Genomic DNA, 17,969 nt, shown 5'->3' with positions numbered 1-17,969 from the left:
CCCTATTCATGAGGTCAATGATTTTGATCATGCCTACGCTATTCATGATCTTAAATGCTTATTTTTGCAGCAAATGAACGAAGATCCGATTATCATCATTGGTGCAGGTCCTGCAGGATTAATGGCAGCACATCAACTAGCAAAAAAAGGCTATAAAGTGCATATTTACGAGAAAAATAAAGCTGCAGCAAGGAAATTCTTAGTTGCAGGACATGGTGGCTTTAATCTCACACATAGCGAACCGATCGCATCCTTCATCAAAAAATACGATGCCGAGCAGATCCAGCATATCGTTCAATCATTTGACAACAGTCATACCGTTGCGTGGCTAGCCGAGATCGGCATTTCCACGTATGTAGGAAGTTCAGGAAAAATATTCCCCGAAAAAGATATCAAGCCGATACAGGTATTGCAAGCATGGTTAGACCAGCTCAACCAACTGGGCGTTATCATACATTATGAACATAACTTCATGGATTTCGATCAGCACTCCGTGACCTTAAATCACAACAACGAATCGATCCATAAGCCTTATCACAAACTGGTATTAGCACTAGGAGGAGGTTCGTGGAAAAAAACAGGCTCGGACTCAGCATGGATATCCCTATTAAAAAATAAAAACATCACAATAAAACCCTTGCAAGCTGCCAACTCTGGCTACAATACAACGGATGATTATGCCAGTTTAGAGGGACAGGTCTTAAAGAACATTGAAATTTCCTTTCAAAATACAAAGAAGTTAGGAGAAATGGTCTTTACCAAATATGGTATAGAAGGAAGCCCTTTATACTATATGAACCGGTATACCAGAACGTTCCATTTTCCGTTACACCTTCATATTGATCTTAAACCAAACCTGACTAAAGATGCTCTTGTCAAGCAGCTTCAATCTGGCAGTCAGGTCAGCACTATACTCAAGACTAAGCTCAGATTATCAGCAACAGCAGCAGCCCTTTTAAGACGCCTCGATAAACACACCTTTACCAATCCCGAAGCTTTAGCTGACGCGATTAAACATTATCCCATCCAAGTGTCTGGATTGAGACCGATTGATGAAGTTATTTCCACAGCTGGAGGCATACCTTTTACAGAACTTCGAGAAGATCTTGCACTCCATCAGTTTCCTAACGTGTACTGCGCAGGCGAAATGATCGATTGGGAAGCGCCTACAGGAGGATATCTCTTGCAGGCATGCTTTAGTACAGGCGCATGGATAGCATCATCTATAGATAAGCGAACTACTTCTTAAGTATTTTAGCAATCAGCTTTTGGTACGCATCAGCTATTTTCATCATACCGATATCATTCGGGTGTGCATAATCAACTGTTGAATTTATATCCAATCCAATTTCCTTATTGGTTAACAAATACAAATTCTTATCCCCTGATGCGGCTACACGACCAACAAATGCATGGGCAACCGCACTGCTTTTGCGGTATTCTTCATTTTTATCTAAATTAAAAATAGCCTTGTTAAATCCAGAACTATGCTCCGTAATGATAATAGGAGTTTTGGGATGTCTTTTCCTAATTTCTGTAACTGCGTTCGTTAACAAAGAATCCAGCTGCTGAGCCGTTCTATCTTTTGTTAATGCTAGATTTGGAATACAATCTAAGATATACACAGCTGCATCTACCTGATTGATATGGTTGATAATCGGCTGCTCCAAACGACCATTTCCCGAAAAAGCAACATTAATGATCGGATTTTGAACAGCTCGTCCTAAAATATTACTCCACGCCAGACCAGGTCTTGTCGCACAGGCACCCTGTGCTATTGAAGTACCGTAAATCACGATAGGTTTGCCTTCACCAACCACAAACTTAAAATTTTTGTCAGATCCTACACCGATTTCCATCCATTCAACGGTATTGTACAAAGGTAAATAAAGGCGATAAGTGAAGTTAGAATTTTCACCCAACTCCCGATAACTATACGAGACCGTATCTGCAAAATTATAATTACCGAATGCCCAGTTCCAACCACCTTTTTCGTCTTTTGCATAAAGATCTACACCACTCACGCCGATCGTTGGCATATGGGGCATATTCAAAGAACCACTCACTTTATAACGAATTGTAATTGCTGTAGCATCAGTCTTAAAATCAACATACAAACCGGCACTATTCGTTCCGAGACTCCACACGGGCGATCTTACCTGATCTTTTAACTGATCGGGCAATCGGTAGTAATTAGACAATTCTTCCGTGGCTATACGGCCTTGAATCACCTTATCCTTAAGTGGGTCATTCCACTTGGACTGTTGCGCAACTGAGCTGAAAGCAAGAATAAGCCCAGCAACAGAGAAAAGTAAGTTTAATTTCATAATTTAGATTGAAATCCAAATCTAACAATTAAAATAACAAATTAAAAAATCAATTGAATGACGCACCAAAAGAATTGTAATCAATAAGAATTAATAAAAACCACCAAATCCGCAACAGACTGAAAAATAAGACATAAAAAAAAGTCATCGTTCGAAACGATGACTTTTGATAAATTATAAACATTCGTGCTACAGAATAGCCTGTCTTACACGAACTAATTTTTCCATTAAATCTTCCAGGTAATCTAAGTGCAGCATATTGGCACCATCAGATTTAGCTTGCGCAGGATTAGGGTGCGTTTCAATAAACAATCCATCAGCACCCACCGCAATTGCAGCTTTTGCAATTGTTTCGATCAATTCTGGCTTACCACCAGTTACTCCCGATGTTTGATTCGGTTGCTGTAAAGAATGCGTACAATCCATGATCGTAGGAACTCCAAAACCGCGCATTTCAGGAATACCTCTGAAATCGACTATTAAATCTTGGTATCCAAATGTATTACCACGATCAGTCAACATCACATTAGTATTGCCCGAGTCTATTACTTTATCTACAGCAAACTTCATCGACGCTGCATTTAAAAATTGTCCCTTCTTTATATTAACCACCTTACCCGTTTCTGCCGCAGCAACAAGTAGTTCCGTTTGGCGACATAAAAAAGCTGGAATTTGCAAAACATCAACATAAGCTGCTGCCAAAGCGGCTTCATGGCTTTCGTGGATATCAGTCACGGTAGGAACTCCAAATGTTTTACCTACCTTTTCCAAAATGCGCAATGCTTTCTCATCGCCGATACCGGTGAAAGAATCCACACGTGATCGGTTTGCTTTACGATAAGAACCCTTAAATATATAAGGAATATTTAAGCGATCTGTTATGGTAACGATTTTCTCCGCGATACGTAAAGCAATTTCTTCTCCCTCTATCGCACATGGTCCCGCCATTAAAAAGAAATTCGTAGAATCTCCATTTTTAATTTGAGGTAGTACTGTATTTATCATTTAATATATGCGTTTCTAATTTCCTAATTCAGACATAAATTTAATTCGCATCAATTGAATATCTTCAAAAGAATAGTCATCTCCACCTAAATCTCGCAAAGCTTGATCAATAGAATCCGAATCAGCCTGCTTAAAGTAATCGTAAACCTCATCTTGGCGATCTTGATCGATCATTTCATCAACGAAATATCCAATATTCAGTTTTGTGCCAGCATTGACGATCGTCTCCACTTCTTTCAACAAATCTTCATAACTGATTCCTTTTGCAGCAGCAATATCATCAAGACCAATCTTACGATCGATATTCTGTATAATGGCAACCTTTAATGCAGACTTATTGGCCGTACCCTTGATCACTAAATCAACAGGACGATCGATGTCATTTTCTTCCACATAGTTTTTGATCAACTCAACAAACTGTGCTCCAAACTTAACCGCTTTACCATTGCCCACACCCTGTATCTGTTTCAATTCATCCAATGAAACAGGATAATGCGTACACATTTCATCTAATGATGGATCTTGAAAAATAACAAATGGTGGTAACGATTTTGATTTAGCAATCTTTTTACGGAGATCTTTTAACATCTTCAATAACTCGGTGTCTAAAGCTCCTGTCGCATGTCCAGCATCGTCAGAGGACGAATCTCCAGAAAAATCCAAAGGACGATTCATGACAAATTTTAATGCATATGGATTTTCTAAATAATGACGTCCGATATCGGTCATTTTTAATAAACCATAATGATCAATATCCTTTGCCAAGAAGTTATTCAGAACGGCTTGCCTAACCAAAGACTCCCAGTACACAATACCTTTATCTTTACCTTTTCCAAACAGCGGATGCTCATCATGTTTATAAGCAGACACAGGTTGATTATTTTGACCGATCATCACATTGATCACATGCAGATCATCAAAATTCTCCCCCTGTTCTTTAATGAAAGAAAGCACTTCTAATAAAGAGGCTTCAGCTTCAAAATAAGTCTTTTGAGAACGGCAGTTATCACACATGTTACTACAACCCGTTTCATCAAAATTCTCACCAAAATAATGTAATATTTGTTTACGTCTACAAACTGCAGATTCAGAATAATCAATGACCTCTTTGAGAATCTGGGTACCGATTTCCCTTTCAGCAACAGGCTTATCCTTCATAAATTTCGTTAATTTCTCAACGTCCTTCTCCGAGTAAAAAGCCAAACATAGCCCCTCTCCACCATCACGACCAGCACGACCTGTTTCCTGATAGTAACCTTCCATTGATTTTGGAATATCATGGTGGATGACAAAGCGTACATCGGGTTTGTCGATTCCCATACCAAAAGCTATCGTTGCTACGATAACCTCCACATCCTCCATTAAAAATTTATCCTGTGTATCAGCACGCGTTTTAGCATCCAGACCAGCATGATAAGGAAGCGCCTTGATTCCATTGATATTTAAGACCTCACTAATTTCCTCAACCTTTTTACGGCTTAAGCAATAAATAATACCCGTCTTTCCAGATTGACCTTTAATAAAACGTACGATTTCTTTAACGACATCCTTCTTAGGTCTTACCTCATAAAATAAATTGCCCCTATTAAAAGAAGATTTAAAGAGCATAGCATCATTCATTTGAAGATTCTTACGAATATCCGACTGCACCTTTGGAGTAGCAGTAGCTGTCAACGCAATGATGGGTATATTTTCACCGATACCATTGATCACTTGACGAATCTTACGATATTCAGGGCGGAAATCATGTCCCCATTCAGAGATACAATGCGCCTCATCAACAGCCACAAAAGAAACCGTTATCTGCTTTAGAAATTCGACATTTTCCAATTTGGAAAGCGATTCCGGTGCAACATAAAGTAGTTTGGTTTTCCCTGCCGTAACATCCTGTTTAACGCGCATAATATCACCTTTATTCAATGAAGAATTTAAAAAGTGAGCAATACTATCCTCTCCGCCAAACGCGCGAAGTTGATCAACTTGGTTTTTCATCAAGGCAATTAAAGGTGAAATGACAATTGCTGTCCCCTCACTCATCAATGCCGGCAGCTGGTAACAGATGGATTTACCACCCCCAGTAGGCATAATGACAAATGTGTCCTTTCTCTGTAGCACATTTGTTATGATTGCTTCTTGATCTCCTTTAAAAGTATCAAAACCAAAAAAATCTTGTAAATTGTCGAAAAGTGATTTTTCTATTTCCATCGAGCCTCGGGCAAAAATAAGATAGATAAATGACCAAAAAATCTGTAAAATAACGTATTTTTGTAGTCAATCTTTAATATAAAAGTAGATATTTTATTTGTGAAAAGCAACATCGATATAAAAAATATAGCTATACAAGCGATACAAGAAGAGGCTAAAGCGGTAGCTGATTTGTCACAACGGATTGACGACGACTTTGTTAACGTGGTGAAACAAATTGTAAACTTACAGGGACGTGTCATCGTTACCGGCATAGGAAAGAGTGCAATAATTGCTCAAAAAATTGTTGCAACAATGAATTCTACTGGAACACCATCCATTTTTATGCATGCCGCTGACGCCATTCACGGAGATTTAGGGATCATTCAACAGCAAGATTTAATCATTGCTATTTCAAAAAGTGGGACAACTCCCGAAATCAAAGTATTGGTACCTTTCTTAAAACAAACAGGCAATACTTTGGTAGCCCTTGTTGGTAATATTAACTCTTATTTGGCAGAACAGGCAGATTATGTATTGGACACAACTGTTGACAAAGAAGCCTGTCCAAATAACCTCGCTCCGACTTCCAGTACAACAGCGCAATTGGCGATGGGCGATGCCTTGGCCGTATGCTTACAGGAGTGCCGTGATTTTTCAGATCAAGACTTTGCGAAGTACCATCCAGGAGGAGCACTCGGCAAAAAACTATACCTCAAGGTTGCGGATCTTTCAGATCAAAATGAAAAACCAAAAATTCAAAGTCATGCAAGGATCAGGGAAATTATACTCACCATTACCCAACATAGATTAGGTGCCGTTGCTGTATTGGACCAAGATCAGATTATTGGCGTAATTACCGATGGTGATATAAGACGGATGCTCGAAAATTATCAAGATTTATCTGGGCTTACTGCCGCCGACATCATGGGTGCAAACCCCAAAACAATTGACAAATCTGAACTTGCAGTAAATGCATTGCATATGATGCGCCAAAATAATATTTCGCAATTGATTGTTTTAAACGATGGAAAATATGATGGCATTATTCATATTCAGGATTTGTTAAAAGAAGGAATCATCTAGTCTTAGGTGAATGTAATATTATTGTTATTAGCTCCTTTTACCCACTAAATCAAAGTCTAAATAGCTATTTTGGTACGTTGTTTGACTATATCAAATAGCATAGTAAACAAATAAAGAAGAAGAAGATATGAAAAAGTTTTTAGCCGTATTAACTGTTATTATCGCATTTGTAGGATTTACTGCAATGCAAGCGAGTCAAAGCGAATTTAAATTTGAAAAAGAAACGCATGATTTTGGAAAGATTGCACAAGGAACTCCAGTTTCATACAGTTTCAAATTTTCAAATGTTGGAAGTGAGCCTATCATTATAAGTGATGTTAAACCATCATGCGGTTGTTCAGTGGCCGAGTTCACAAAGACTCCCATCAAACCAGGAGATACAGGAACCATTAAAGTGACGTTCAATGCTGCATCAAAAGCTCCATTTACAAAAAGCTTTACGGTAACATCAAATACGAAAACACCTGTAAAAACATTGTACATTAAAGGAATTGTAGAGTAATTACTTTACAGATATCACGATCATCAAAAGCCACTTCAACTAAAGTGGCTTTTTTTAGTTTTTATTCCTTAAATTTGTATTGCTAATTTATATAAAATAATGCCATCAATATCAACAAAAGGGTATAATATGCCCGCTTCTCCAATTAGAAAACTGACGCCTTTTGCTGATCAAGCAAAGAAAGAAGGAAAAAAAATCTATCATTTAAACATCGGACAGCCGGACATCGAAACACCCGAGGTCATGCTTAATGCGTTAAAAAACATTGACTTCAAAGTTTGGGCATATACAGCATCTGAGGGAACAGCATCATACCGCAATAAACTCACGACATACTACAATAATTTGAACTATCATATCGAACCTACTGATATCTTAGTAACAAATGGTGGTTCTGAAGCGATTATGATCGCTATGCAAGCGTGTTTAAACCCTGGTGAAGAAGTAATTATTCCAGAGCCTTTCTATGCTAATTACAATGGTTTTGCATGTTCAGCAGATATCGTAGTTAAACCGATTATGTCCTATATCGACAGTGGTTTTGCTTTACCATCGATCGCCGAATTTGAAAAAGTGATCACGGATAAAACAAAAGCTATTGCAATCTGCAATCCCAATAATCCTACAGGTTATCTATATTCGAGAGAAGAACTCGAAGCGTTACGCGAACTTTGCTTAAAATACGATTTATACTTATTTTCTGACGAAGCATACCGTGAATTCTGCTATGATGGTCGCGAATTTATTTCGCCCATGCATATGGAGGGATTAGAACAGCACGTGGTTGTATTGGATACTGTATCAAAACGCTATTCGGCTTGTGGAGCTAGAATAGGCTGTCTAATTACAAAAAACAAAGAACTATACCAAGTAGCACTCAAATTTGCTCAAGCACGCCTTAGCCCTTCTTTGGAAGGTCAGATCGCTGCTGAGGCGGCGATAGATACACCAGCTAGTTATTTTGATGCCGTTTCAACAGAATATACAGCCCGTCGCGACACCCTGGTCGCTGGTTTAAATAAAATTGAAGGTGCATTTTCGCCAAATCCAGGTGGTGCTTTTTATGTCGTAGCAAAATTACCTATTGACAACGCAGATAAATTTTGTCAGTGGATGTTGGAAGAATTTGCTTACGAAAATGAAACCGTGATGATGGCTCCGGCAACCGGATTCTACAGTACTCCGGGAGCAGGAAACAATGAAGTGCGATTAGCTTACGTACTCAATCAACACGACCTGAAAAAAGCATTGATTTGTTTAGAAAAAGGATTAGAAGCATACCCAGGGCGAGTATAATTCCAAAAGGTACTGCCTGTTGATCCAAAATAAAGGAAAGGGATATCATACATCTGTGTGATAGCCCTTTCCCTTATAAAAGACTCCTACCCTTCCAGCCATTACCCGCTTTTCCATTTCTTATTTGATGCTATTACCCATCTGCATAGCCGATAAAATATGCTGTAGTGTCAACATACAGGCTACGACTCAATCGCTTTTATTTATTTCATACCAAACATTTTACCCACTTCAAACGTTATTATAGTAATTGATCACTAAATAGATATAATATGGATAAATTGAAGAAATTTGAATTGATGGAAAAAATTTCCAGAGAGTTAGAAGATGTAAGAAAAAGTCAGCAAGCCGTATTAGAAAAAATTGGAAAAATTGAGGTGGATAATATCGAACTTGGAGACCAAAATCTAGAAAAAATTCTACCGGATATTTTTCAACGTACTGCAGACAATTCAGATGCAATTCGTCAACTATTGGACTCTTTCCAAGAAAAAACAGATGAGTACGGTGAGAAGAACAATGTTGCCAAACTAAAAGAACAACAGCAAATCAATAGTATTAAATAAGATTTACTATTAAATAATACAAGAAAAGCTTCCTATTTGGAAGCTTTTCTTTTTGTATATTCTTCAATGACAAATGTCAGCTGATCCTCTTGAGTCATATATGAATTATCCAGTATGATGGCATCATCAGCTTTTCGTAGCGGGCTCTCTTCTCGCGTGCTGTCGATATGATCACGATGTGCCAGATTTTTAACAATCTCATCCATGGTCACGTGCTCACCTTTACTGGTCAATTCGAGATAACGCCTGTTTGCACGAACCTGCGGATCGGCAGTCATAAAGATCTTCATATCTGCATCCGGAAATACAGTCGTACCAATATCACGACCATCCATCACAATATTGCGCCTACGTCCCAACTTCTGCTGCTGTGCAACCATGGCTTGACGTACCGCTTTAATCGTACTCACCTCACTCACCTTATCAGAAATATACATCTGACGGATCTCATCAGATATATCTTCATCATTCAGGTGGATCTCTGTTTTTTCCAGATTAGGTATAAAGTCAATATGAATATTTTCTAATGCTTGAGCAACTGCCGCTTCATCTTCTACATCGATCCCTTCCCTAAGGAAATACAATGTTACAGCACGGTACATCGCACCGCTGTCAATAAAGACGAATTTTAATTTTTTAGCTAATGCCTTTGCTACTGTACTTTTCCCACAGGAAGAGAAACCATCAATAGCAATAATAAAGTTATGTCTAGTTGTCATAAAACTAATTCATACCTCCTATGATTACCCCAAGCTTGTTGACTAAAGGAACAAGTATTAAATTCCCTTCAATGATGCTCTCTGGCAAGAAGATATATTTCTTATCGTAAATAATATTATCAATGTAAAAACTCAACCAGTATTCATTTGTCAAGCCAAATACCTGTTCGTCAATAGCTTCGATTTTTTCAAAAGAATGTGCGGCAACATTTCCAATAAAATGACGCAATGTACTTGTTTGTACCTGAGCACCATCTTTCTCACCATATCCTTTTGAAGTAACCAAGACATTTTGAATCTCTTGACTTTTCTCATTGATCAAATAGACATTCCATACCTTAAACTCTGGACTTTCACTTTCCAAAACAACAGCAATTGTGATATTTTGAACAATGTTTTCAGGTAAATCCTTTTTCATTTCAATTATTTCGCTTTAGTTGCTTTAACTGTAGCTGCTTTTTTAGTTGTCGTCGCCTTTTTTGCTGTCGTAGCTTTTTTAGCCGGTGCTTTCTTAGCTGTGGCCGTTTTTTTGGCCGTTACTTTAGCTTTACCTTTAGGTGCATCAGCTTCCGCCCATTTCAATACATCCTCATAAGTAATTTGCTCCACTTCCATTCCTTTAGGAATTTTTAAATTTTGCTTTCCAAAACGGACGAATGGACCCCAACGACCTTGTTCGATTTGAGCTTCAGGGTTTTCATCAAAAACACGAATAATCTTTTCAATATCCTTCTGTCTCTTTTCTTTAATGATCTGAATACACTCTTCCTCGGTCACATCAAGTGGATCAATACCTTTTGGTAAAGAATAGAAAGAAGAATCGTGACGGATATAAGGACCAAATCGTCCAATAGCAACAGTCATTTCCTTTTCTTCAAAAACACCCACTTTCTTAGGAAGCTTGAACAATTCCATAGCATCCTCAAAAGTAATGGTTTCGATCATTTGACCCTTACGTAAAGAAGCAAAACGAGGCTTCTCTTCATCATCCTGTGCACCGATCTGAACTAAAGGACCAAATTTACCGATACGCACAGATACAGGCTTACCCGATACAGGGTCTACACCTAATTCTCTTTCATTGTTCGCACGCTCAGCATTTTCCAACGTATTCTGTACTTCCGAATGAAAAGGTCCGTAGAATTCGCGCAACATATCGGTCCATTCTGTCAGACCATGCGCAATCTCATCAAATTCCTTTTCTACTTTTGCCGTAAAATTAAAATCAACAATACCCTTGAAATGCTCAACTAAGAAATCGTTGACCACGATACCGATATCTGTTGGAAACATTTTTCCTTTCTCAGCACCCGTAATTTCAGTTTTAGTCACAGCAGAGATTTCAGCATTTTCCAAAGTCAATACACGATAATCACGCGAACGACCTTCCCTTTCCTCTTTTACCACATATCCACGGTTTTGAATCGTCGAAATAGTTGGTGCATAGGTAGAAGGTCTACCAATACCAAGTTCTTCTAACTTTTTCACTAGGGCCGCTTCCGTATAACGAGCAGGAGGTCTGGTGAAACGCTCTGTCGCATTCATGCTTTTCAACACAACTGCTTGCCCGGTCGTTAACGGTGGCAATAATGAATTATCACTTTCTTCATCATGGGTTTGATCTTGATCGTCATCCGTAGATTCGAAATAAACCTTTAAGAATCCATCAAATTTCATGACTTCACCCGATGCCGATAAATCTTCTTTACGCGTAGATATGGAAATTTTAGCTAATGTTTTTTCAAACTCTGCTTCACTCATTTGAGAAGCAATAGCACGTTTCCAAATCAAATCATATAAACGTTTTTCTGCAGCATCACCTTCGATACTATGTTCAGAAAAATAAGTCGGACGAATAGCTTCGTGGGCCTCTTGAGCACCAGAAGTTTTGGTTTTATATTTTCTCAGCTTATGATAGCGATCACCATAAGCAGATCGAATTTCTTTTTCAGCAGCTTCCGTTGCAGTATGACTTAAATTAACAGAATCGGTACGCATATAGGTAATACGTCCAGCCTCATATAAACGTTGTGCCACCTGCATCGTGCGTGCTACAGAGAACCCAAGCTTACGACTAGCCTCTTGTTGTAATGTTGAAGTCGTAAATGGAGCCGCAGGAGCTCGTTTCGCAGGTTTTGTTTCCAAACTCTTCACAGCAAACTCTGCAGTCTTACAATCGTCTAAAAACTGCTTAGCTTCAGCTTCTGTTGCAAAGCGATGTGGTAGTTCTGCTTTAAAACTATCTTTAACTTTTCCAGTATGGAAAAAAGCAACTATACGAAAGGATGCCTCAGCATTAAATCTGATCACCTCACGCTCACGATCGACGATCAGACGGACAGCGACAGATTGAACACGTCCTGCAGATAATGAAGGTTTCACCTTTTTCCATAATACAGGAGAAAGTTCAAATCCGACCAAACGATCCAATACACGACGTGCTTGTTGTGCATTTACTAAATTATAATCTATTTTGCGTGGATTCTCAATGGCTTTTAAAATTGCAGGTTTCGTGATCTCATGAAATACAATACGCTTGGTACTCTCATCCTTTAATCCCAACGTCTCAAACAAATGCCAAGATATGGCCTCTCCTTCGCGGTCCTCATCGGACGCTAGCCATACAGTTTCTGCAGCTTTAGCTAATTTCTTTAACTCACTGACAACAGCCTTTTTATCACTCGGGACTTCATACTTTTGTTGAAAATCTTTGTCTGTATCAATAGCATCATCGGTCTTCACCAAATCACGAATATGTCCGTAACTAGACTTCACTAAAAAGTCCTTCCCTAAATACCCTTCTATTGTTTTCGCTTTCGCTGGAGACTCTACTATGAGTAAATTTTTAGCCATTTAAATTTGAGATTTGTGCAAATAAAGGCATTTCTTTAACGAATGACAATATTTTTAGTCTTTTTTTACATAATTTAAAGAAAAATAATAAAATCTGGTTGAGTAAAATCCCAAATTTTGTTACCATATTTCCGAACAACATAGCCTATTTTTTCTATTCAGCTATTATTAATTTAACGCCTAGTTTCTCAATCTCTTCTTTATAATAAGGTGTAATCCCTTGGTCTGTTATGATGATATCAATTTCATCAATGGCACAGATCCGTCCAAAAGATTTTCTTCCAAATTTAGAAGAGTCTGCCAATACAATGACTTTCTGCGCAGATTGAATCATCGCTTTATTCAACTTGGCCTCCTGACCAGAAGTCGTAGACAAGCCATACGTGATATCGATACCGTCAACACCAATAAACAATTTGGAGCAAAAATAATCCCCCAAGATTTGTTCAGCATAATGGCCAGAGATAGAAATACTGCTTTTCCGAAGAATTCCAGGTAACTGCAAGACTTCTACTGCCGGAAATTGATTGAGCTTCATACTAACCTGCAAAGACGATGTGATCACATTCAGTTCCATACTGGAATCCATGGCATCTGCCAGGGCATGCATAGTCGTCCCCGAAGCAATAATAATAGATTCATGAGACTCCATATAAGAAACAGCGCATTTACTGATGAGTGCTTTTTCATTCGAATAATGTTTTTCCTTTTCAAAAACATTACGGTCTATAATATAAGGATTTTTATTGGTAGCACCACCATGTGTTCGAAAAAGTAAATTAGAATCTTCCAACTGCTTCAAATCCTTTCGAATGGTTACAGTGGAAACATTTAAATCTTGACACAACTGCATCACAGTTATATGATCAGACTTTTTCAACTGCGCTAAGATATATTCATGTCTATCTACAAGATTCATAAAAATTCAATAATTTATGATGCAAGTTACTACTTATTATGAAATAAATAAAACCAACTTTCGTAAGCTTTCGTTTGATTATTAAAATGTTTCATTTATATTTGATTATTGCAATTTCACAACAAAAAGAAATAAATCGTAATAAAAACGATACATATATGATTAATTTTAATAGAAACACAAGTTTAACAGCGGTAAAAAGCACTTCTGAATGGGATATCGTCATCATCGGAGGTGGAGCTACTGGACTTGGTATTGCTGTAGATGCAGCATCCAGAGGATTCAAAACCCTATTACTGGAAAAATACGATTTTGCCAAGGCAACATCCAGCAGAAGTACCAAGTTGGTTCATGGGGGTGTTCGTTATTTAGCGAACGGCGATATCAAGCTCGTCTATTCAGCTTTACACGAAAGAGGCTTAATTTTTCAAAATGCTCCTCATTTGGCACGAATACAAAGTTTTATCATTCCTTGTTATTCATTCTTTAGTAAATGGAAATTTCTTATCGGCTTAAAGATGTACGATTGGATGGCTGGCAAGTATAGAATTGGAAATTCTAATTTTCTATCCAATGTACAAGTCGTCTCCAAACTTCATTCAGTTAAACAACAAGGTCTTCAAGGAGGTATCATTTACTACGATGGACAATTTGATGATGCGCGATTTGCTATTAATTTAGCACAATCAGCAAATACATTAGGAGCTACGATTTTAAATTATTGTGATGTAAACGCTATTCATAAAAATGGAGAAGGACTGGTTTCGGGTATCTCATTTACGGACTCGGAGTCCAGTGAAAGTTTTCAAATTAAAGCAAAAACAGTCATCAATGCCACAGGAATTTTTGTAGATGATATCTTAAAAATGGAATCTCCCAACCATAAAAACCTAGTAAGACCTTCGCAGGGAACACATATTGTTATTGATAAAAAGTTCTTGGGCAAAGAAGATGCTCTTATGATTCCTGAGACAACAGACGGTCGCGTATTGTTTGGAGTTCCATGGCACGATCATATTTTGTTAGGAACAACAGATACCCCCTTAAATGTACATAGTATTGAACCAAGACCTTTAGAGGAGGAGATTGCATTTATTCTTGATACCGCTAAAAATTATTTAAATCCTGCACCACAAAGAGCCGATATATTAAGTGTATTTGCAGGATTAAGACCTTTAGCTGCACCCAAAGATTCGAATTCAACTTCGACGAAGGAGATATCGCGAGATCATAAATTAATCAGCAGCCCATCAGGTTTAATCACCATCACCGGTGGAAAATGGACCACCTATCGGAAAATGGCAGAAGAAACGGTAAATAAGGCTATTGAAATTGGAAAATTAAGGGATGAACCATGTGTTACCAAGACATTAAAAATCCATGGTTATCACAAAGAGCAACAAGAAGGTCACTGGCAATTTTATGGATCCGATGCAAAGTTAATCCAAGATTTAGCTTCAGAAAATCCAGATCTAGCTCAAAAAATACATCCAAGATTTGATCACATCGCGGCAGAAGTCGTGTGGGCAGTACGAAATGAAATGGCTAGAGGTGTAGAAGATGTATTGGCGAGGAGGATGCGTATATTATTTCTGGATGCCAAAGCAGCAATAGAAGCAGCTCCCCTTGTCGTGAAAATCATGGCTAAAGAATTAGACCGATCAACTGCATGGCAAGATGATCAATTAACTTCATTTTTAAACCTTTGCAAACAATACGATTACCAATCACAATAAACCTTGTCCCATGAATACATCTGAATATATTTTGGCACTAGACCAAGGTACTACAAGTTCAAGAGCGATCGTTTTTTCAAAATCTGGAAAAATTGAAGCGGTAGCACAAAAAGAGTTTACACAAATTTATCCTGAATCAGGCTGGGTGGAACATGATCCCAAAGAAATCTGGTCTAGCCAACTCTCTGTATTTACAGAAGTCATGGCCAAGATGAAAATAACGCCGAAGAATATCAAAGGAATAGGAATTACCAACCAAAGAGAAACTACTATTGTTTGGGACAGAATAACAGGCGAACCCATCTATAATGCGATAGTCTGGCAAGACAGAAGGACTGCTGATTATTGTAAAAATATCGAAAAGCAAGGGTATGCAGATCTTATACAGAGTAAAACCGGCCTTCGAATAGATGCGTATTTCTCAGCATCGAAGATCAATTGGATTCTCGACAATGTTCAAGGAGCAAGAGAAAGGGCAAATGCAGGAGAACTCGCTTTTGGAACAGTTGATAGTTGGATTATTTGGAATTTAACAAACGGCGAAGTTCACGTTACGGATGTGTCCAATGCCTCAAGAACCATGCTATACAATATCGAAACCTTAGACTGGGATACCGAGCTTTTGACCCTATTCGATATTCCCGAACGCATGCTTCCAAAAGTGGCATCATCATCTGAAATTTATGGCCATACTTCAGGACAGATTCTCTCCAGCAAAGTGCCAATAGCTGGAATTGCAGGAGATCAGCAAGCGGCTCTTTTTGGACAAATGTGCACCGAAAAGGGTATGGTAAAAAACACCTACGGAACAGGCTGCTTCCTATTGATGAATATCGGCTCCAAACCCATTCTGTCCAAAAATAATTTGGTAACCACCATTGGCTGGAAAATCGGTGATGAAGTGGTATATGCACTAGAGGGCAGTGTGTTTATAGGTGGAGCAGTAGTCCAGTGGTTGAGGGACGAATTAGGCATCATTAAAAATGCTCAAGAAATTGAAAAATTGGCAGAAAGTGTACACGATAGTAATGGCGTGTATCTCGTACCAGCTTTCTCCGGATTAGGAGCACCACATTGGAATCCGTATGCAAGGGGTACGATTTTAGGGATGTCTAGAGGAACAAATGCGGCACATATTGCTCGTGCTGCACTGGAAGGAATAGCCTTTCAGATTACAGATATATTAAGTGCTATGCAATCCGACGCACAAACGGATATCAAGGAACTCCGGGTAGATGGTGGCGCGAGTTCCAATAACTTTTTAATGCAGAACCAAGCTAATTTTTTAAATGTGGTTACCTTACGCCCAGAAGTCGTCGAGACAACCGCATTAGGAGCAGCATATCTAGCAGGTTTAGCCGTAGGATTTTGGGCAAATATTGAGGAAATATCGGAACAATGGAAAATAGATAGGACCTTTACGCCAATACCCGATCAATCTGTTAAAGAATCGCTTAAAGGATGGAAACGAGCTGTAGAAACAGTGAAATTTTGGGCCAATTATGATGTTAACCATTAAGAATAACTGATATGAATGCATTAATCGCAGAATTTATAGGTACAGCAGTGCTTATTCTATTGGGAGGTGGAGTCGTCGCAAACGTGGTCTTAAAAGACACAAAAGGACACAATGCCGGCTGGATGGTCATCAGTACAGGTTGGGCTCTAGCCGTATTTACAGGCGTTATCATCGCTGGTCCCTATAGCGGTGCACATCTCAACCCTGCGGTCACATTAGCCAATTTGATATTAAATAAGATGACACTAATGTTAGGTATGCAATATATCCTGATGCAGGTGTTAGGTGCTATGTTTGGATCTTTTGTAGTTTGGTGTATGTATAAAGATCATTTCGCACAAACCGATGATGCTGGTGCTAAAGAAGCTGTATTCTGCACAAGACCTGCTATTTTTAATCCTAAGATTAATCTGATCAGTGAAATCGTTGGTACTTTTGTATTAATATTTTCAATTTTACATTTTACTAATCCCACTACACACCAAGGTGAAACTTTTGGATTAGGTTCTATAGGAGCATTACCAGTAGGTTTCATCGTTTGGGCAATTGGCCTTTCATTAGGGGGAACTACTGGATATGCCATTAATCCTGCACGTGATCTAGGTCCAAGGATTGTACATGCTTTATTACCCATAAAAAATAAAAAATCCTTCCACATAGCCTATGCCTGGATACCTGTAGTAGGTCCACTTATTGGAAGCGCAATAGCGACTATTCTTTATTTATATATCACAACATAAGATGACATTACAGTTCATCATTAGTCGATCTTGATGATTTATGGTCAATCATGAGATATAGGCTAATCATCTTACAAGAGGTGATTAGCCTTTTTATATTAGAAAAATCTAAAATCATTAGTCATCAAAATACTGACTACCAAGGCTAATACTACTTCTCTGTTGTAAAAACTACCGCCATACAACGCATATTAGAATAAACCAGACGTATTGTTCATAAAATGGATTTAGTTTAAAATATAAAACTGATAAGGTAATTGGTCAAACCAGATCATAGGAAAGCAAGAAACGCTCAAACAGATAATCGCTCAGGTAGTAAGCAAAATATCTCAGCAGCACCGCTTATGTAGATCCATTCAAAAAGAAACCATATCGCTTACAAACTGAAGACAGAAAACCAGTTTTAGAGTAGTTCACGGGGTGGGCTATAAGCGTATTTCAAAAGCAGGAGTTGCCTGGCGTGGATATGGAGGATGAGCTTGAAGTGGAACCGTGCCGCCAATAGCCATATATAGAA

Annotated in this window: 15 protein-coding genes; 8 read left to right on the top strand and 7 right to left on the bottom strand. The window is 38.4% G+C overall.

All coding sequences use genetic code 11. The annotated features are described in order from the left end of the window. The first annotated feature begins 73 nt into the window (after positions 1-73). Positions 74-1,249: an NAD(P)/FAD-dependent oxidoreductase gene (locus tag B3P23_RS11215; RefSeq protein ID WP_293926006.1), complete on the top strand. Its 1,176-nt coding sequence runs from the start codon at positions 74-76 to the stop codon at positions 1,247-1,249. Here B3P23_RS11215 and B3P23_RS11210 read toward each other — a convergent pair. From B3P23_RS11210 to recQ, 3 genes are all read right to left on the bottom strand, one after another. Then, positions 1,239-2,327: an SGNH/GDSL hydrolase family protein gene (locus tag B3P23_RS11210; RefSeq protein ID WP_293925954.1), complete on the bottom strand. Its 1,089-nt coding sequence runs from the start codon at positions 2,325-2,327 to the stop codon at positions 1,239-1,241. The two genes, B3P23_RS11215 and B3P23_RS11210, sit on opposite strands and share 11 nt — an antisense overlap. Positions 2,328-2,516: 189 nt before the next feature. Next, positions 2,517-3,332 (bottom strand): 3-deoxy-8-phosphooctulonate synthase, encoded by an 816-nt coding sequence (gene kdsA / locus B3P23_RS11205; RefSeq protein ID WP_094773458.1) that lies wholly within the window; start codon positions 3,330-3,332, stop codon positions 2,517-2,519. 15 nt (positions 3,333-3,347) lie between these two features. Then, positions 3,348-5,537, bottom strand: a complete 2,190-nt coding sequence (gene recQ / locus B3P23_RS11200) for a DNA helicase RecQ (protein ID WP_094773459.1) — start codon at positions 5,535-5,537, stop codon at positions 3,348-3,350. A gap of 99 nt (positions 5,538-5,636) precedes the next feature. Between recQ and B3P23_RS11195 the strand changes: the two genes are divergently transcribed. The 4 genes from B3P23_RS11195 to B3P23_RS11180 all read left to right on the top strand — a co-directional run bounded on the left by B3P23_RS11195 (position 5,637) and on the right by B3P23_RS11180 (position 8,966). After that, the gene (locus B3P23_RS11195; RefSeq protein ID WP_293925949.1) at positions 5,637-6,602 is read left to right on the top strand and encodes a KpsF/GutQ family sugar-phosphate isomerase; all 966 of its coding nucleotides are present in this window, start codon (positions 5,637-5,639) and stop codon (positions 6,600-6,602) included. A 127-nt stretch (positions 6,603-6,729) separates the two neighbouring features. Next, positions 6,730-7,104 (top strand): DUF1573 domain-containing protein, encoded by a 375-nt coding sequence (locus B3P23_RS11190; RefSeq protein ID WP_045756024.1) that lies wholly within the window; start codon positions 6,730-6,732, stop codon positions 7,102-7,104. Positions 7,105-7,203: 99 nt separating this feature from the next. Next, positions 7,204-8,400 carry a pyridoxal phosphate-dependent aminotransferase gene (locus tag B3P23_RS11185; protein ID WP_293925946.1) on the top strand — a complete coding sequence of 399 codons (1,197 nt, stop codon included), beginning with the start codon at positions 7,204-7,206 and terminating at the stop codon, positions 8,398-8,400. A 272-nt stretch (positions 8,401-8,672) separates the two neighbouring features. Further along, positions 8,673-8,966, top strand: a complete 294-nt coding sequence (locus tag B3P23_RS11180; protein ID WP_045756026.1) for a hypothetical protein — start codon at positions 8,673-8,675, stop codon at positions 8,964-8,966. Between the two features lie 32 nt (positions 8,967-8,998). Here the strand turns inward: B3P23_RS11180 and cmk are convergent, their stop codons facing one another. The 4 genes from cmk to B3P23_RS11160 all read right to left on the bottom strand — a co-directional run bounded on the left by cmk (position 8,999) and on the right by B3P23_RS11160 (position 13,457). After that, the gene (gene cmk / locus B3P23_RS11175) at positions 8,999-9,685 is read right to left on the bottom strand and encodes a (d)CMP kinase (protein WP_045756027.1); all 687 of its coding nucleotides are present in this window, start codon (positions 9,683-9,685) and stop codon (positions 8,999-9,001) included. A 4-nt stretch (positions 9,686-9,689) separates the two neighbouring features. Beyond that, on the bottom strand, positions 9,690-10,103 hold the full coding sequence (locus tag B3P23_RS11170; RefSeq protein WP_045756028.1) for a hypothetical protein: 414 nt from the start codon (positions 10,101-10,103) through the stop codon (positions 9,690-9,692). 5 nt (positions 10,104-10,108) lie between these two features. After that, the gene (gene topA / locus B3P23_RS11165) at positions 10,109-12,538 is read right to left on the bottom strand and encodes a type I DNA topoisomerase (RefSeq protein WP_293925940.1); all 2,430 of its coding nucleotides are present in this window, start codon (positions 12,536-12,538) and stop codon (positions 10,109-10,111) included. 154 nt (positions 12,539-12,692) lie between these two features. After that, positions 12,693-13,457, bottom strand: a complete 765-nt coding sequence (locus tag B3P23_RS11160) for a DeoR/GlpR family DNA-binding transcription regulator (RefSeq protein ID WP_045752258.1) — start codon at positions 13,455-13,457, stop codon at positions 12,693-12,695. 158 nt (positions 13,458-13,615) lie between these two features. Between B3P23_RS11160 and B3P23_RS11155 the strand changes: the two genes are divergently transcribed. Genes B3P23_RS11155 through B3P23_RS11145 form a run of 3 tightly spaced genes read left to right on the top strand, consistent with a single transcriptional unit; the run spans position 13,616 to position 17,452 of the window. Continuing rightward, positions 13,616-15,193 carry a glycerol-3-phosphate dehydrogenase/oxidase gene (locus tag B3P23_RS11155; protein WP_293925937.1) on the top strand — a complete coding sequence of 526 codons (1,578 nt, stop codon included), beginning with the start codon at positions 13,616-13,618 and terminating at the stop codon, positions 15,191-15,193. Positions 15,194-15,203: 10 nt separating this feature from the next. Continuing rightward, positions 15,204-16,712 (top strand): glycerol kinase GlpK, encoded by a 1,509-nt coding sequence (gene glpK / locus B3P23_RS11150; RefSeq protein WP_293925936.1) that lies wholly within the window; start codon positions 15,204-15,206, stop codon positions 16,710-16,712. 11 nt (positions 16,713-16,723) lie between these two features. Beyond that, entirely contained in the window at positions 16,724-17,452 is a 729-nt protein-coding gene (locus B3P23_RS11145) for an MIP/aquaporin family protein (RefSeq protein WP_045752260.1), read from the top strand. Positions 17,453-17,969: the final 517 nt, after the last annotated feature.

The sequence above is a fragment of the Sphingobacterium sp. UBA6320 genome (assembly GCF_002440335.1).
GTDB lineage: Bacteria > Bacteroidota > Bacteroidia > Sphingobacteriales > Sphingobacteriaceae > Sphingobacterium.
Note: the sequence above shows the minus strand (reverse complement) of the source record. Positions and strands in the feature narration are given on the sequence as shown.

Excerpts from the sequence above, each read along its gene's own strand:
- B3P23_RS11155 (WP_293925937.1), top strand. The coding sequence starts at position 13,616 with ATGATTAATTTTAATAGAAACACAAGTTTAACAGCGGTAAAAAGCACT.
- B3P23_RS11170 (WP_045756028.1), bottom strand. The coding sequence starts at position 10,103 with ATGAAAAAGGATTTACCTGAAAACATTGTTCAAAATATCACAATTGCT.
- B3P23_RS11180 (WP_045756026.1), top strand. The coding sequence starts at position 8,673 with ATGGATAAATTGAAGAAATTTGAATTGATGGAAAAAATTTCCAGAGAG.
- B3P23_RS11210 (WP_293925954.1), bottom strand. The coding sequence starts at position 2,327 with ATGAAATTAAACTTACTTTTCTCTGTTGCTGGGCTTATTCTTGCTTTC.
- B3P23_RS11160 (WP_045752258.1), bottom strand. The coding sequence starts at position 13,457 with ATGAATCTTGTAGATAGACATGAATATATCTTAGCGCAGTTGAAAAAG.
- recQ (WP_094773459.1), bottom strand. The coding sequence starts at position 5,537 with ATGGAAATAGAAAAATCACTTTTCGACAATTTACAAGATTTTTTTGGT.
- B3P23_RS11185 (WP_293925946.1), top strand. The coding sequence starts at position 7,204 with ATGCCATCAATATCAACAAAAGGGTATAATATGCCCGCTTCTCCAATT.
- glpK (WP_293925936.1), top strand. The coding sequence starts at position 15,204 with ATGAATACATCTGAATATATTTTGGCACTAGACCAAGGTACTACAAGT.
- B3P23_RS11145 (WP_045752260.1), top strand. The coding sequence starts at position 16,724 with ATGAATGCATTAATCGCAGAATTTATAGGTACAGCAGTGCTTATTCTA.
- topA (WP_293925940.1), bottom strand. The coding sequence starts at position 12,538 with ATGGCTAAAAATTTACTCATAGTAGAGTCTCCAGCGAAAGCGAAAACA.
- cmk (WP_045756027.1), bottom strand. The coding sequence starts at position 9,685 with ATGACAACTAGACATAACTTTATTATTGCTATTGATGGTTTCTCTTCC.
- kdsA (WP_094773458.1), bottom strand. The coding sequence starts at position 3,332 with ATGATAAATACAGTACTACCTCAAATTAAAAATGGAGATTCTACGAAT.
- B3P23_RS11215 (WP_293926006.1), top strand. The coding sequence starts at position 74 with ATGAACGAAGATCCGATTATCATCATTGGTGCAGGTCCTGCAGGATTA.
- B3P23_RS11190 (WP_045756024.1), top strand. The coding sequence starts at position 6,730 with ATGAAAAAGTTTTTAGCCGTATTAACTGTTATTATCGCATTTGTAGGA.